A 15,393-nucleotide genomic window follows, 5' to 3' on the forward strand; every position below is an offset into this window, starting at 1 on the left:
TCCATCTCGCACCCCCCGCCGCCCGCGCGCGGGGCGCCGGCCCCGCGCCGGGCGGCGGCCCCCGGCGGGGGCCCGGGGGGCCCCCCCCGTCGTGTCGGCGGGAGGGCGGTCAGACGGCCGCCGCCTCCAGCGAGGCCTCGGCGGACTTGTCCGCCTTGCCCGTGCCGGTACCGCGCAGCGGCACCTCGCGCATGAACACCGCGGCGGCGATCGCGACCACGGCCACCCCCGCACCCCACAGGAAGACGGTGTGCATGCCGTTGGACACCGCGTGGTGGTAGGCGTCCTGGATGTTCTCGGGGAGCTTGCGCAGGTCCGCCGGGCTCATCTGGCCCGGGTCCTTCACGGCGCCGCCACCGCCGGCCGCCGCGTGGTCGCCCAGCCGCTCCTTCATGGTGTCGGTGACCCGGTTGTTGAACAGGGCGCCGAACAGCGCGACACCGAAGGAACCGCCGATGGTGCGGAACAGGGTGGCGGTGGAGCTGGCCACGCCCATGTCCTTGAGCTCGACGCTGTTCTGCGCGACCAGCATGGTGATCTGCATCAGGAAGCCCATGCCGGCACCGAGCACGACCATCCAGCAGGCGGAGGTGAAGCTGCTGGTCGCGGTGCCCATGGTGGAGAGCAGCACCATGCCGACGGTCATCACGATGGTGCCGATGATCGGGAATATCCGGTACTTGCCGGTCTTGGTGACGGCCTGGCCGACCACCAGCGAGACGACCAGCATGCCGAACATCATCGGCATCAGCAGTAGGCCGGAGTTGGTGGCCGAGGCGCCCTGGACGATCTGCTGGTAGAGCGGCAGGAAGACGGTCGAGCCGAACATCACGAAGCCGACGATGAAGCCGATGATCGAGACCAGGGTGAAGTTCAGGTTCTTGAACAGGCTCAGCGGCAGCATCGGCTCCTGCACCCGCTGCTCGACGTAGCAGAAGGCGATCAGCGTCGCGGCGGCGAGCGCGGCGAGGCCCAGGATCTGCTTGGAGCCCCAGTCGTACTGCTGGCCGCCCCAGGTGGTGATCAGGACGAGCGAGGTGATGCCCGTCGTGAGCAGGATGGCGCCCCAGTAGTCGATCCGGGCGTTGTTGCGGACCTTCGGCAGCTTCAGGGTGACGACGACCACGGCGAGCGCGATCACGCCGAGCGGCAGGTTGATGTAGAAGGTCCAGTGCCAGCTCAGGTGGTCGGTGATGAAGCCGCCGACCAGCGGGCCGCCGATGGTGGCGAGGGCCATGACCGCGGCGAACATGCCCTGGTACTTGCCGCGGTCACGCGGCGCGACCAGCGCGCCCATGATCGACATGACGCCGACCATCAGGCCGCCGGCGCCCAGGCCCTGGAGGGCGCGGAAGCCGATCAGCTCGTTCATGTTCTGCGACAGGCCGGACAGCGCCGAGCCCACCAGGAAGATCACGATCGAGGTGAGGAAGGTGCCCTTGCGGCCGTAGAGGTCGCCGAGCTTGCCCCAGATCGGGGTGGAGGCGGCGGTGGCCAGGGTGTACGAGGTGACGACCCAGGACAGGTGCTCGGCGCCGCCGAGGTCGCCGACGATGGTCGGCATCGCGGTGCCGACGATCAGGTTGTCGAGCATGGCCAGCAGCATGGTGACGACCAGGCCGACCATGACGAGGCGGATCTCGCGGGGTGACCGCGGCTGCTCCTCCTCGGCTGACTTCTCCTCCGGTACCGGGCCGGTGGTCTTGGACTGTGACATGAGGTGGTGTCTCCCGGAGGGGTGTTTCGGACGGGCGGAGGCTGCGCAGTGATTCACTTACTTGACGCCCGGCTAGTTTGTGGACCGTCGGCACGGTAAGTTGTTTACTAGCCGGTCGTCAAGCCAGTTTCCCGCCCGGCTGCCTGGGCAGGGAGAATAGGCCCGGGGCGGACGCCACCGGGGTCCGCAGCAGTCACCGACGCACTCATGAGGCAGGCCATGGGCACTCCGCACAGCCCCCGCAGCGACACGCGGTCCCGCATCATCGAGGTGTCCCTGGAGCTCTTCTCCGAGCAGGGCTACGAGCAGACCTCGCTGCGCGAGATCGCCGACCGCCTCGGCGTCACCAAGGCCGCGCTCTACTACCACTTCAAGACCAAGGACGACATCGTCCTGGGCATCGTGGAGCGGATGGCCGCGCCGATCGACGAGACCATCGCGTGGGGCCGGCAGCAGTCCTGGAGCCCGGAGATGCGCGACGAGCTGATCCGCCGCTTCGCGGACGGGATGGCCGAGCGGGCGCCGCTGCTGCGCTTCTTCCACGAGAACCAGCCCGCGCTGCGCGAGTCCGCGGCCGGGCTGGCGTTCAAGGACCGCATGATCACGATGATCCAGCTGGTGCACGGGCCGGACGCCGACTTCCGGGAGCGGCTGCGCGCCACGATGTCGCTGTTCACCGTCCACTCGGCGATGTTCCTGCTCAAGCAGGACACCGCGGACTGCGACCACGGCGACAACGTGTGGGGCGAGCCCTGGCCGCCGGCGGCCACCCTGGAGGACGCGATCGGGGCGGCCCGGGAGGTCGCGCTGGAGATCGGCGGCCGGATCGGCCACCCGGCCCCCGCCCATTCCTGAGCGGGCGGGCGGGCAGGCGGACGGACAGACGGACGGACAGTCGGGCAGGCGGGCGGACCGGTAGCCGGGGCCGGACTCAGAAGTCGGTGACGCCGTGCCCCGCGAGGAACGCGATCGGGTTCACCACCGCGCCGTAGCGGTTGCTGGTGCGGATCTCGAAGTGCAGATGGGGCCCGGTCGAGTTGCCGGTGCTCCCGGACCGCCCGATCTGCTCGCCGGCCGACACCTGGTCCCCGGCCGCGACCCCGAGCGAGGACAGGTGCGCGTACTGCGCGTAGTGCCCGTCCGCCAGCCGCAGCACGACCTCCTTGCCGTACGAGCCGTCCCAGCCGGCCGACACCACGGTCGCGTTCCCGACCGCCAGCAGCGGCGTGCCCGGGGCGACCGCGAAGTCCACCCCGGTGTGGTATCCGGCGGCGTACTCGGAGTTGGCCGCCCCGTACGGATTGCTGGTCGGCGCGTCCGGCACCGGGGCCGACCACTCCGGAGCCGGAGCCGGAGCCGGCTCCGGTGCGGGCGCGGCCTCGGGCCCCGGCGCGGGGGCCTCGGCCGGCGCGCCGGCGACGGGCGGCTCCACCGGCAGCAGGTTGGCGGCCACCGCCACGAACTCCTGTGCCGAGTCGCCGTTGTTCGGCAGCCGGTACGGGCTCGGCCCGGCCACCTGGACCAGCCCCGGGCTGGGCACGGCGGCCTGCGGCGCGGTGAAGGCCGAGCTGCCGGGCGTGGTGGGCCGGACGGTCTGCGCCGAGGCGCTGCCGGGCGCGGCCACCAGCAGCGCGCCGGCGAGCAGCACCGCGGCCGCCCCGGCGGCGACCACCGCGCGCTCCCGCTCGGCCTGCGGGTGCCCGCCGGGCAGCGGGTGCCGGGGCGCGGCGAGCGCGCGCAGCGGCGCGGCATGGGTGCGGGCGGCATGGCCGAGCCGGGGCTGCCAGGCCGCCGCCTGGGCCGCCGTACGGGCGGCGAGCCGGCGCAGGACCGGCCCCACGGGCGGGACAGAGGACATCGGTAGCCGTACCTCACGGTGGACGAGGGCAGCACGAAGTGCCCGTTCGGGCGCGTGCTGAGCGGGGGACCACTCAGGTGTAACGGTCACCGAGCGGAGTCCCAAACGGCGTGACGTACTACGGCGTGTAGTCGGCGTTGCGCCGGAGATTCAAGCTGACGGAGTAATGATCATGAGATCCGATCGTCTGTCACCGGTCTGCGGCAGGCCGCCCGCGCCCGCGGCCGGGCTACTACCGCCGGTCGTACCGCGCCCGGCGGGAGCCCGGCCGGTGTGACCAGCGCCACGCCCGTCCAGGGTTTGGGTCGGCCGCACACCCCTTTCCGCCGTCCGCCCCGCTGACCTGGCGGGCCCGCTGGGGGACCATCGACGCATGTATGGCAACAGGAGCGAAGACCTCGACGGCAATGACCGCCCGAGCCTGCCGGACCGCCGCTTCGCCGCCCTGCGCGGCTGCGAGCGGATCCTGTCCGGCGACCGGCCGCAGAGCATGCGCGAACGCCTCGCCGCCCTCGCGGGGGAGGGCGGCGGCCACGACCTGGACCACCGCCCGGACCAGTACGGCGACGGCGTGGTCCGCACCCTGGAACGCACGGTCGCCGACCTGCTCGGCACCGAGGACGCGGCCTTCTTCCCCACCGGCACCATGGCCCAGCAGGTCGCCCTGCGGATCCACGCCGAGGCGGCCGGGCTGCGCACCGTCGCGACCCACCCGCTGGCCCACACCGACCAGCACGAGCGGCACGCGCTCGGCGTGCTGACCGGCCTGCGCAGCGTCTGGCCGACCATGGCCCCGCGCCAGCCCACCGTCGCGGAGCTGCGCTCCTTCGACGAGCCGTACGCCGCGCTCAGCCTGGAGCTGCCGCTGCGCGAGGCCGGCTTCGTGCTGCCCGACTGGGCGGAGCTGGCGGCGCTGGCCGGGGTCGTCCGGGAGGAGTGCGGCGCGGCCCTGCACCTGGACGGTGCCCGGATCTGGGAGTCGGTGTTCCACCTCGGGCACCCGCTGCCGGAGATCGTCGCGCTGGCCGACTCGGTCTACGTGTCCTTCTACAAGACGCTCGGCGGCATCAGCGGCGCCGCGCTGGCCGGTTCGCGGGGCTTCGTCCGCACCGCCAAGGCCTGGCGGCACCGGTACGGCGGCCAGCTCTACCAGCAGTGGCCGGCGGCGCTCGCCGCGCTGGCCGGGCTGGACGCCCGACTCCCGCTGCTGGAGCGGTACGTGACGCACGCCAAGGTGGTCGCCGAGGCGCTGGACGCGGCCTTCGCGGCGGTCCCCGGCGCCCGGGTGCACCCGGCCCCGCCGCACACCCACCAGTTCCAGCTCTGGCTGCCGTACGCCGCCGGGGAGTTGGACGAGGCCGGGCTGGGGCTGGCGGAGGAGACCGGGGTCGCCCTGTTCGGCGGCTGGCGCGAGCGGGACCTGCCGGGCCTGGCGATGACGGAGGTCACGGTGTCGGCGTCCGCGCTCGACTGGACGCCGGCGGACGTCGCCGAGGCGGCCGCCGCCTTCCTGGACCGGCTGCCGGCCCGGGGCGCCGGGGCCGGCGGGAGCCGCGGCGGGGCCTGACCGGAAAGCGTCCGGCCCGCCCCCGCGCGATGCGGGGACGGGCCGGACGTGGTGGGTCAGAACCGCCTGGTCACAGGCTGATCGCTACTGCTCGACCGATCAGTTGTCGACCGGGCGGACCCGGATCCAGGTCTCCAGGTAGTTCGAGGACTCGTTCTCGACCTCGATGCTGGTACCGGTCTTCGGGACGTCCACGCCGCTGTACGGGTTGTCCTTGGACCACCACGACTTCAGGTCCGAGAACTCGTCGACACCCTTGGCCTTCGGGACGATCGTCTCGACGCCGTTCTTGTGCAGGGTCAGCTGGCTGGTCTTGCGCGAGCCGAAGGTCGAGTCGTAACCCTGCATGCGCGGACGCAGCAGGGCGCCGTCGCTCCACTTGAGCGGGGTCGGGTGCGAGTCGATCGGCAGGATCAGACCGTGGCCCGGGTGGGCGCTGACGTTGTTGTTGGGCTGCGACTCGTCCCAGAACCAGATCAGCAGACCGGGCTGGTACGGGTAGTACTCGACCCACTTCGGCCGGCTGTTGCCCCAACCGAAGTTGTACGGGCCGGTCTTCAGGGTCTGGTCGAACGAGACGTACTGGCGGTTCTCCGCGATGTAGTACTGCCCGTAGTCCTTGGTGTAGCTGCCGGCGAAGCGGGTGAAGCCCTTGGCCACCCAGCCGTTGTCACCGTTCTCGACGTCGTCGCTGAAGATCGTCGAACCGTCGGCGGTCACCGAGATGTCGTCGACGGCGAAGCCGCGGTAGTGCAGGCCACCGTCGGTGGTGTTGTGGAAGCGGACCTTGACGGCCTTGCCGGCGTAGGCGTCCAGCGAGAAGGACACGTCGCCCCAGGCGGCGGTGAGGCCGGTCAGGGCCGCGCGGCCGCCGGCGTCCTTCGTGATCGGCTTGCCGTTCCAGGTGCCGTCCAGGGCGGTCCAGTTGGTGCCGCCGTCGGTGGAGACCTCGGCGAAGGCGTAGTCGAAGTTCGCCTCCAGCTCGTACCAGGCCTTGGCGTTCAGGCTGGCCTTGGTCTTGCCGGTCAGGTCGATGTCACGGGTGAGCGTGACGTTCAGGTTGTCGGCGCTGCCGCTCCACCACTCGCTCTTGCCCGAAGCGGGCTTGTTGATGTCGGTGGGGATGGTCTTCTTCGGCAGCTCGACGACCAGGGCCTGCGGGAGGCTGCTGTTGTACTCGACCGGGCCGATGTGGTGGGTCGACTCGGTGCCGGCCTTGGCCTTGTCGAACTTCAGCCAGCCGAGCTTGAGCTTGCTCCAGGCGTCGAGGTCGTTCGGCATGTCGCCGATGGCGCCCTTGCCCTCGCCCAGCCAGGAACCGGAGGACATCAGCGACCAGAAGCCGACCGAGTTGTCGATGCCGGTGCCGGCGGTGTCGTAGAGGTCCGGCAGACCGAGGTCGTGGCCGTACTCGTGGGCGAAGACGCCGAGGCCGCCGTTCTCCGGCTGCATCGTGTAGTCGCCGATCCAGAAGCCGGAGTCGCCGACCTGGACGCCGCCGAGCTTGTTGTCGGCCGGGCCCGCCTGGCCGTTCAGGTTGCCGTAGGCGTACGCGCGGTGGGCCCACAGGGCCTTGCTGCCCTGCTTGCCGCCGCCGGCCGACTTGTCCTCACCGGCGTGCACGATCTGGAAGTGGTCGATGTACCCGTCGGGCTGGTTGAAGTTCCCGTCGTTGTGGGAACCGTAGCGGTCCCACTGGTCGTACGACGCCAGGGTGGCCTTGAGCTGCTCCTTGGTCTGGCCCTTGGCGATCTGGTCCTTGTACCAGATGTCCACGGCGTCGCGGATCAGGTCCTGGGCGCTGTCGCAGACGTTGGAGCCGCAGTAGTCCGAGCCGTACCGGGCCTCGTTCCACGGCACCCGCACCCAGTCCGAGACCACGCCGTCGACCGAGTAGCGGCCCGAGGACTGCTTCTCGTAGAAGGTCTTCAGCGAGGGCTTGTCCTTGGAGAAGTACAGCTCCTGGAAGTGCTGCTGGTTGTAGTCGGCCTGCCAGGCGGTCGAGTTGTCGTTGGCGCGGTCCGGCTTCTCGATCTCGTTGTGCTTCGGGCCGGCCTCACCGCCGTACATGACCTTGCCGTCTGCGGTCTTGGTGGTGTTGTCCACCTGGTCGCCGAAGTCGACGAGGATGGTGAAGATCTTGTCCGTGCGCTCGCGACCGAGCTCCACGTACTTGTCCTTGCCCAGCTTGATGCTGCTGCTGCCGTTGTGCTGCTCGACCTGGGCGGTGCCCGCGATCAGCTGCTCGGTGGCGGCCTTCTGCTCGGCCTCGACCTTCTCGGTCAGCGGGCCCGGCAGGTTGTGCTCGATGTTGGCGGACTGGACGGCGTCGGCCGGGTCCCTGGGTGCGGGAGCCGAGCCCGCGGCGACGGCGGTGGCCGGGAACAGGCCCGCGCCGAGCGCGACTATGACCGCTGCGGCCGTGGCAGCCGCAGCGGATCTCCTGATGTTCTTCAAAGTTGTGACGTCCTCCCCGACCGGGGCCAGCTCTTGGCCAAAGCCCGGCAAACCAAAATGAAAGACAGGTGGACGTCATTTGATACAAGCGTGGACAAAAAAGATAGCCCTTGACCATGACATGGCCACGGCGCTATCCTGCGCAACTTCCCATCAGCTGACCATATGTCAACCGTATGTCCGTTAAAGCTTACTGAGAAATCGGACGCACCCGCACCAGCCCGCCGCGAGGCCATCCGCCCTCGCCCACGGGCACCCCCGGTCCGGCCGGCCGGAACGCACCGAGCCCCCGGCGCGGACGCCGGGGGCTCGGTAGCTGTGAAGTTGTCTGTTAAATGTTGCTACTTCGTCAGGTCCGGACCGGACGAGGCGACCTCGGCCGGGGTGTCCGCGACGGCCGACTTCTCCTCACCGCGGAAGGTGAACTTGGCCTCCTTGCCCTCACCCTCGACACCGACGACCACGATGTGGCCGGCCCGCAGCTCGCCGAAGAGGATCTTCTCGGAGAGGTGGTCCTCGATCTCGCGCTGGATGGTGCGACGCAGCGGCCGGGCACCCAGGATCGGGTCGTAGCCGCGCTTGGCCAGCAGCTTCTTGGCCTCGACGCTGAGCTCCAGGCCCATGTCCTTGTCCTTGAGGCGGCCGTCCACCTTGTCGATCATCAGGTCGACGATCTGGATGATGTCTTCCTCGGACAGCTGGTGGAACACCACGATGTCGTCGACGCGGTTCAGGAACTCGGGGCGGAAGTGCTGCTTGAGCTCCTCGCCGACCTTCGCCTTCATCCGCTCGTACCCGGTCGTGGAGTCACCCGTGGCCGCGAAGCCCAGGTTGAAGCCCTTGGAGATGTCCCGGGTGCCGAGGTTGGTCGTCATGATGATGACGGTGTTCTTGAAGTCGACCACGCGGCCCTGGGAGTCGGTCAGGCGACCGTCCTCCAGGATCTGCAGCAGCGAGTTGAAGATGTCCGGGTGGGCCTTCTCGACCTCGTCGAAGAGGACGACGGAGAACGGCTTGCGGCGGACCTTCTCGGTCAGCTGGCCGCCCTCCTCGTAGCCCACGTACCCGGGGGGCGAACCGAAGAGCCGGGAGACGGTGTGCTTCTCGGAGAACTCGGACATGTCGAGCGCGATCAGCGCGTCCTCGTCGCCGAAGAGGAACTCGGCGAGCGTCTTGGACAGCTCGGTCTTACCGACGCCGGACGGGCCGGCGAAGATGAACGAGCCGCCGGGGCGCTTCGGGTCCTTGAGGCCCGCACGGGTGCGCCGGATGGCCTGGGAGAGCGCCTTGATGGCGTCCTTCTGGCCGATGACGCGCTTGTGCAGCTCGTCCTCCATGCGCAGCAGCCGCGAGGTCTCCTCCTCGGTCAGCTTGAAGACCGGGATGCCGGTGGCGGTGGCCAGGACCTCGGCGATGAGCTCCTCGTTGACCTCCGCGACGACGTCCATGTCGCCGGCCTTCCACTCCTTCTCGCGCTTGGCCTTGGCCTGGAGGAGCTGCTTCTCGTCGTCGCGCAGGGACGCGGCCTTCTCGAAGTCCTGCGCGTCGATCGCGCTCTCCTTCTCGCGGCGCACGTCGGCGATCTTCTCGTCGAACTCGCGCAGGTCCGGCGGCGCGGTCATCCGGCGGATGCGCATTCGGGAGCCGGCCTCGTCGATCAGGTCGATCGCCTTGTCCGGCAGGAAGCGGTCCGAGATGTAGCGGTCGGCCAGGGTGGCGGCGGCGACCAGCGCGGAGTCCGTGATGGAGACCCGGTGGTGGGCCTCGTAGCGGTCGCGCAGACCCTTGAGGATCTCGATGGTGTGCGGCAGCGACGGCTCGGCGACCTGGATCGGCTGGAAGCGGCGCTCCAGCGCGGCGTCCTTCTCCAGGTGCTTGCGGTACTCGTCCAGGGTGGTGGCACCGATGGTCTGCAGCTCGCCGCGGGCCAGCATCGGCTTGAGGATGCTGGCGGCGTCGATGGCGCCCTCGGCGGCGCCCGCGCCGACCAGGGTGTGCAGCTCGTCGATGAACAGGATGATGTCGCCGCGGGTGCGGATCTCCTTGAGCACCTTCTTCAGGCGCTCCTCGAAGTCACCGCGGTAGCGCGAGCCGGCCACCAGGGCGCCCAGGTCCAGCGTGTAGAGCTGCTTGTCCTTGAGCGTCTCCGGGACCTCGCCCTTGACGATCGCCTGCGCCAGGCCCTCGACCACGGCGGTCTTGCCCACACCGGGCTCGCCGATCAGGACCGGGTTGTTCTTGGTGCGGCGGGACAGCACCTGCATGACCCGCTCGATCTCCTTCTCGCGCCCGATGACCGGGTCGAGCTTGGCCTCGCGGGCGGCCTGGGTGAGGTTGCGGCCGAACTGGTCCAGGACCAGCGAGGTCGACGGGGTGCCCTCGGCGGGCCCGCCGGCCGTGGCCGACTCCTTGCCGCCGCCGGTCTGGTAGCCGGAGAGCAGCTGGATGACCTGCTGGCGCACCCGGTTGAGGTCGGCGCCCAGCTTGACCAGGACCTGGGCGGCGACGCCCTCGCCCTCGCGGATCAGACCGAGCAGGATGTGCTCGGTGCCGATGTAGTTGTGGCCGAGCTGCAGCGCCTCCCGGAGCGACAGCTCCAGGACCTTCTTCGCCCGCGGGGTGAAGGGAATGTGGCCGGACGGGGCCTGCTGCCCCTGGCCGATGATCTCCTCGACCTGCTGGCGCACGGCCTCAAGGGAAATCCCGAGGCTCTCCAGGGCCTTGGCGGCGACGCCCTCGCCCTCGTGGATCAGACCCAGGAGGATGTGCTCGGTGCCGATGTAGTTGTGGTTGAGCATCCGGGCTTCTTCCTGAGCCAGGACGACAACCCGCCGCGCGCGGTCGGTGAACCTCTCGAACATCGTTTATCGCTCCTCAGAGCGGTCGGGCAGTTCGGGGTCGGTCCCCGCCCTGTCCTTCCGCATGCTAGTCCCGCTCAGCGGCGCGGCCCACGGATTCACTCCCCGGTACGGGAGCGAGATGCTGCGCGACCATCCGACACCAATCCCAACCTGATGCTGGGAAACGGTGTTCCCACAGGTGGCCCGGATGCACCGGATACCGCTACGCCATCGGCGAACAAGAACCGCCGGGGCGGAGCCGGGCCGTCTCCGGCCGGTCACGCATGCTGCCCCTGGACGGGTCCAAGAACCCGTCCACCTGCATTCATACCCGGTATCGGGGCGCTTCTCGCGCAGTTTCCGCGGTGGCGGTGTTCGCCTGGCGAGAAGTCGCGTCGCGGCGACGGCGGTTCGGCACGGCCGGTGCGGCAGGTACGCCGCCCGGTGGTGCCGGCGTTACCGCTTCGCCCTTACAGCGTTGCACAGCTCGTGATTGTTCCGCCGCCCGAGCCCGCGCCCCGGACGCCCCCCGGTATCGGTGCTGCTGCGGCCCCCGGGGTGCGCGCCGCGGGGCGCGGAGGAGAGTCCTCCGCGCCCCGCGCGTGTGTCGTCGGCGCCGTGTGCGGCCGCCGGGGCCCCGCATCCGCTCCGGCGTTCCGGCGGCGCCGGGGTCAGGACGCGTTGGCCTTGTCGTAGGCCTCGCGGACGGTGCTCGGCACCCGGCCGCGGTCGTTGACCTCCATGCCCTGCTCCTTGGCCCACGCGCGGATCTTCGCGGTGTCCGGCGCGCTGCCGGAGGGGCGCGGCGCGGTGCCGCGACCCGGGCGCCGCGGGCCGGCGAGCCGGCCGCTCTGCTTGCGGCCCTTCTCCACGTACGGCGCCAGCAGACCGCGCAGCTTGTCCGCGTTGGCGCTCTTCAGGTCGATCTCGTAGGCAACGCCGTCGAGCGCGAACGTCACCGTCTCGTCCGCCGAACCACCGTCGAGATCGTCTTCAAGAATGACCTGCACCCTCTGTGCCACGGGCTTCCCTTTCCGCTAAACGACCCATTGCCTAAGGAAAGGAAAGCGCCTTTCTCCGGAAAACACAAACCCTTGACCGGCGCGGAGCCGCTCAGAGGTGCAGCAGCATGCGCGAGTTGCCCAGTGTGTTGGGCTTCACCCGCTCCAGGTCAAGGAACTCCGCGACACCTTCATCGTACGAGCGGAGAAGTTCTTCATAGACATCCGTAGCGATCGCCGCCGGGTCTGTCGTACCATCATCGGTTTCCTGAAGCTCACCGATCTCGACGAAACCGTGTTTCGCGAAGAACGGAACCTCGAACGTCAAGCAGAAAATCCGACGGACGCCGAGCCAGCGTGCGGTCTGCAGCAGCTTCTCCAGCAGCAGATGTCCGACCCCGAAGCCCCGGCAGGACGGATCGACGGCGAGCGTGCGGACTTCGGCCAGGTCCTCCCACATCACGTGCAGGGCGCCGCAGGCCACCACCGCACCGGTGTCGTCGCGTTCGGCGACCCAGAACTCCTGGACGGATTCGAACAGTGTGACTGTGGGCTTGTCGAGCAGAATGCCGTTGCGTGAGTAGGCGTCGATGAGCCCGCGTACGGTCCGCACGTCCGTGGTCCGCGCACGGCGGATGGTGACCTCCATGGCCGGGACGTTATCGTGTCGCGCCCGGCGGGGTCTCCCCGGTATCCGGTCCCGGCTCCGCGGATTCGGCGGGGGCCGGATCCGACGGGAACAGAGCGGCGACCCGCAAGGCGTCCCGCAGTGCCTCGCGCTGGCCGGGCGACATCAGGCCGAAGAAGTGCACCAGGGCCGCGGCCGGATTGTCACTGGTGGCCCACGCGTCGTTCATCAGCGCCGCGGTGTACGCCTCGCGGGACGAGACCGGTTCATATCGATAGGCCCGGCCGACCCGCTCGCGGCGCAGCCAGCCCTTTCTGTGGAGCTTGTCCAGGACGGTCATCACCGTGGTGTACGCGATTTCGCGTTCCGACTGCAGATCCAGGAGAACCTCGCGAACCGTCACCGGTCGGTTCCACTGCCACACCCGGGTCATGATGGCGTTCTCAAGTTCACCGAGTTGCCGGACCATAGTGCGGCCAGGATAGGGAGTGAATGGGGCAAATCTTGTGAAGTGCGCCAAACCGGCGCGCCGCCACCCCCGGAATCGGGAATGGCGGCGCGTCGGTGGTTCGGCGGCTGACGGTGTCAGTCGCGGGTTCGCTCGCGGGTCAGTCGAGGTCTTCCTTGGCCTTCTGGGCTCCGCCCTGGCTGCGGATGATGGCCCGCACCAGGAATCCGAAGCCGATCGCCATGACCAGCGGCGGCACGATCGCGCTGACGTAGTCCATCAGTCACTCCTCCTCGGTCTTCTCCGCCGTCGCGGCGGAAGCCTTCGCCTCCGGCTTCACCAGCGGGAAGAGCACGGTCTCCCGGATGTTCTTGCCGGTCAGCAGCATGATCAGGCGGTCCACCCCGAGGCCGAGGCCGCCGGTCGGCGGCATCGCGTACTCCAGGGCCCGCAGGAAGTCCTCGTCGATCTGCATCGCCTCGACGTCGCCGCCGGCCGCCAGCAGGGACTGCGCGGTCAGGCGGGCGCGCTGCTCGACCGGGTCGACCAGCTCGGAGTAGGCGGTGCCGATCTCGGTACCGAAGATCACCAGGTCCCACTTCTCGGCCACGCCCGGCACCGAGCGGTGCTGGCGGGTCAGCGGGGAGACCTCGGTCGGGTAGTCCTTGATGAAGGTCGGCCGGACGGCGTTCTCCTCCAGCAGGCGCTCGACCATCTCCAGCACGATCTGACCGTGGCCCCAGTCCTTGTCGAACGGGATGCCGTGGTCGAAGGCCAGCTTGCGCAGCTCCTCGACGCCGGTCTCCGGGGTGACCTCGACGCCCAGGCGGGCGGAGATGCCCGGGTAGACGGAGACCTCCTCCCACGGCTCGGCCAGGTCGATCTCGTGCTCCACGCCGTGCGCGTCCAGGCCCTTGATCACCGTGGTGCCCAGCGCGTCCCGGGCCGCGTTGACGATCGTCTCGCGGATCAGCTCGGCCTGGGTGTCGTAGTCGCCGTACGCCTCGTACGACTCCAGCGAGGTGAACTCCGGGTTGTGGGTGGAGTCCGCGCCCTCGTTGCGGAAGTTGCGGTTGATCTCGAAGACCTTCTCGGCGCCGCCGACCACCAGCCGCTTGAGGTACAGCTCGGGGGCGATGCGCATGTAGAGGTCGATGTCGTACGCGTTGATGTGCGTCTTGAACGGGCGGGCGTTGGCGCCGCCGTGCACCGGCTGCAGCATCGGGGTCTCGACCTCGATGTAGCCGCGGTCCTCGTAGGTGCGGCGGATCGAGCGGACCACCTTGCTGCGCAGGTGCAGGATCTCGCGGGCCTCGGGGTTGACGATCAGGTCGACGTACCGCTGGCGGACCCGGGCCTCCGGGTCGGTCAGGCCCTTGTGCTTGTCCGGCAGCGGGCGCAGGCACTTGGCGGTGAGCTCCCAGCGGTCCACCATCACGGACAGCTCGCCGCGCTTGGAGGTGATCACCTCGCCCTCGACGCCGACCTGGTCGCCCAGGTCGATGTCCGTCTTCCAGGCCGCCAGCCGCTCCGCTCCCAGCTTGTCCAGGGAGAACATCACCTGGAGGTCGCCGGTGCCGTCGCGCAGCGTGGCGAAGCAGAGCTTGCCGCCGGTGCGGGAGAGGATCACCCGGCCGGTGACGCCGGCCCGCTCACCGGTCGCGGTGTCGGGCTCCAGGTCGGGGTGCTTGGCGCGCAGGTCCGCGATGGTGCTGGTGCGGGGGAAGCCGACCGGGTAGGGGTCGACACCGGCCGCCCGGAGCCGGTCCAGCTTCTCGCGCCGGACGCGCATCTGCTCGGGAAGGTCGTCGGTCGCGGGGATGGGGCTCTGATCGCTCACCCCACAAGGGTAGCCAGCCACACACCGTGCTCCGCCACGGGATAACGCAGGAGGGGGACCGCGTCGGCGGTCCCCCTCCTCGGGCGCGGGCGGCTCAGCCGGTGCCGGTGGCGAGTTCGATCTCGTCGGGATCCGGGGCGGCCGGGGGCGCGGGGTGAGCGGGGGGCTTGGGGCGGCGCCCGAAGAGTTCGGCCGGGGTGGGCATCCGGTGCGGGCGGGGCGGGTTCTGGGGGGCGGTGGGCCGCTCGGCGGGGGAGTCGGTGCTGCTCATCGTGATCCGTCCTCCAACAGGGGTGGGGAGACTGCTCGGGGGTGCGGCGGGGCTCGGTACGACGACGAGGTGGCGGTGCTGCCCGGTGGTGAGGGCGAGCCGCTCGCGGACGGCGGCCTCGGCCAGCGCGTGGCAGCGGCCGGCCAGCCGGGAGCGGCGGGCGCGTTCGCCGTGGCCGCACGGCTGGCGGGTCAGCCCGCGCAGCGCGGTGAGGTCCTCCGGGCCGGGCAGGTAGCCGTCGGTCACGGCCTCCTCCAGGCGTTCCAGGTAGCCGGGGGCACTGCCGGGCAGGGCTGCCCGGTAGCGCCCGAGGTCGGCGAGCAGGAAGGCGCGCAGCCGGCCGCCCTCCTGGACGGCCTCGTCGATCGCCTCGGTCAGACGCAGCGCGTCCTGGACGTCCTCCGCCCACAGCTCGGCGCCCGGCCCGGCGAACACCGGACGGTCGGGGAGCTGGAGGTGGACGGGGACGGCGGGGTGCAGGGCTTGGGCGAGGGCGCGGCGCAGCACGCGGACTTCGTCGGCGCTGAAGGCCATGCCGCCGCGCGATCCGTGTGGCGTAGGCATGGGCTGACACTACGTGAGGAATATCCGATTTGTCGGTAGCGTCGCGCCGACGCCCCACGTTCGGCCCGGCGGAATCGGCCGCGGGGGTGGGGGGAGGACGCGCGTCGGGGGGGGCCCCCCCCCCCCGCCCCGGGGGGGGGGGCGCGGGGGCGGGGGCGCCGCCCGGCGCCCGGGGGGGCGCGCGAGACCTCGCACGCGGAGC

Annotated in this window: 11 protein-coding genes; 2 read left to right on the forward strand and 9 right to left on the reverse strand. The window is 70.3% G+C overall.

The features are described 5' to 3' along the window. Positions 1–109: 109 nt before the first annotated feature. A complete protein-coding gene (locus ACFV6D_RS03815; RefSeq protein ID WP_063348819.1) occupies positions 110–1,717 on the reverse strand; it encodes an MDR family MFS transporter in 1,608 nt (535 codons plus the stop codon). Between the two features lie 219 nt (positions 1,718–1,936). Here ACFV6D_RS03815 and ACFV6D_RS03820 point away from each other — a divergent pair, with 219 nt between their 5' ends. Further along, the gene (locus tag ACFV6D_RS03820; protein WP_380338056.1) at positions 1,937–2,572 is read left to right on the forward strand and encodes a TetR/AcrR family transcriptional regulator; all 636 of its coding nucleotides are present in this window, start codon (positions 1,937–1,939) and stop codon (positions 2,570–2,572) included. A gap of 76 nt (positions 2,573–2,648) precedes the next feature. On the opposite strand, the gene ACFV6D_RS03825 is transcribed toward ACFV6D_RS03820, so the two are convergent. Further along, entirely contained in the window at positions 2,649–3,575 is a 927-nt protein-coding gene (locus ACFV6D_RS03825; RefSeq protein WP_380558215.1) for a M23 family metallopeptidase, read from the reverse strand. A gap of 373 nt (positions 3,576–3,948) precedes the next feature. Here ACFV6D_RS03825 and ACFV6D_RS03830 point away from each other — a divergent pair, with 373 nt between their 5' ends. Then, entirely contained in the window at positions 3,949–5,142 is a 1,194-nt protein-coding gene (locus tag ACFV6D_RS03830) for a threonine aldolase family protein (RefSeq protein WP_380375886.1), read from the forward strand. 99 nt (positions 5,143–5,241) lie between these two features. Here ACFV6D_RS03830 and ACFV6D_RS03835 read toward each other — a convergent pair whose 3' ends face one another. From ACFV6D_RS03835 to ACFV6D_RS03865, 7 genes are all read right to left on the reverse strand, one after another. Further along, complete coding sequence (locus ACFV6D_RS03835; RefSeq protein WP_380490816.1) at positions 5,242–7,599, reverse strand: immune inhibitor A domain-containing protein; 2,358 nt, start codon at positions 7,597–7,599, stop codon at positions 5,242–5,244. Positions 7,600–7,940: 341 nt separating this feature from the next. Continuing rightward, positions 7,941–10,460 carry an ATP-dependent Clp protease ATP-binding subunit gene (locus ACFV6D_RS03840; protein ID WP_063348824.1) on the reverse strand — a complete coding sequence of 840 codons (2,520 nt, stop codon included), beginning with the start codon at positions 10,458–10,460 and terminating at the stop codon, positions 7,941–7,943. 650 nt (positions 10,461–11,110) lie between these two features. Beyond that, on the reverse strand, positions 11,111–11,461 hold the full coding sequence (locus tag ACFV6D_RS03845; protein WP_063348825.1) for an Lsr2 family protein: 351 nt from the start codon (positions 11,459–11,461) through the stop codon (positions 11,111–11,113). Positions 11,462–11,552: 91 nt separating this feature from the next. Continuing rightward, the gene (locus tag ACFV6D_RS03850) at positions 11,553–12,089 is read right to left on the reverse strand and encodes an amino-acid N-acetyltransferase (RefSeq protein ID WP_063348826.1); all 537 of its coding nucleotides are present in this window, start codon (positions 12,087–12,089) and stop codon (positions 11,553–11,555) included. Positions 12,090–12,099: 10 nt separating this feature from the next. Beyond that, on the reverse strand, positions 12,100–12,537 hold the full coding sequence (locus ACFV6D_RS03855; protein WP_079135797.1) for a BlaI/MecI/CopY family transcriptional regulator: 438 nt from the start codon (positions 12,535–12,537) through the stop codon (positions 12,100–12,102). A 262-nt stretch (positions 12,538–12,799) separates the two neighbouring features. Further along, entirely contained in the window at positions 12,800–14,356 is a 1,557-nt protein-coding gene (lysX, locus tag ACFV6D_RS03860; protein ID WP_079135798.1) for a bifunctional lysylphosphatidylglycerol synthetase/lysine--tRNA ligase LysX, read from the reverse strand. A 94-nt stretch (positions 14,357–14,450) separates the two neighbouring features. Next, positions 14,451–15,191 (reverse strand): hypothetical protein, encoded by a 741-nt coding sequence (locus tag ACFV6D_RS03865; protein WP_079135799.1) that lies wholly within the window; start codon positions 15,189–15,191, stop codon positions 14,451–14,453. Positions 15,192–15,393: the final 202 nt, after the last annotated feature.

Source organism: Kitasatospora sp. NPDC059812 (assembly GCF_042732075.1).
Taxonomy (GTDB): Bacteria; Actinomycetota; Actinomycetes; order Streptomycetales; family Streptomycetaceae; genus Kitasatospora.

Bases quoted from the DNA above. Each gene is read 5' to 3' on its own strand.
- ACFV6D_RS03815 (WP_063348819.1), bottom strand. From the start codon at position 1,717: ATGTCACAGTCCAAGACCACCGGCCCGGTACCGGAGGAGAAGTCAGCC.
- ACFV6D_RS03820 (WP_380338056.1), top strand. From the start codon at position 1,937: ATGGGCACTCCGCACAGCCCCCGCAGCGACACGCGGTCCCGCATCATC.
- ACFV6D_RS03825 (WP_380558215.1), bottom strand. From the start codon at position 3,575: ATGTCCTCTGTCCCGCCCGTGGGGCCGGTCCTGCGCCGGCTCGCCGCC.
- ACFV6D_RS03830 (WP_380375886.1), top strand. From the start codon at position 3,949: ATGTATGGCAACAGGAGCGAAGACCTCGACGGCAATGACCGCCCGAGC.
- ACFV6D_RS03840 (WP_063348824.1), bottom strand. From the start codon at position 10,460: ATGTTCGAGAGGTTCACCGACCGCGCGCGGCGGGTTGTCGTCCTGGCT.
- ACFV6D_RS03850 (WP_063348826.1), bottom strand. From the start codon at position 12,089: ATGGAGGTCACCATCCGCCGTGCGCGGACCACGGACGTGCGGACCGTA.
- ACFV6D_RS03855 (WP_079135797.1), bottom strand. From the start codon at position 12,537: ATGGTCCGGCAACTCGGTGAACTTGAGAACGCCATCATGACCCGGGTG.
- ACFV6D_RS03865 (WP_079135799.1), bottom strand. From the start codon at position 15,191: ATGCCTACGCCACACGGATCGCGCGGCGGCATGGCCTTCAGCGCCGAC.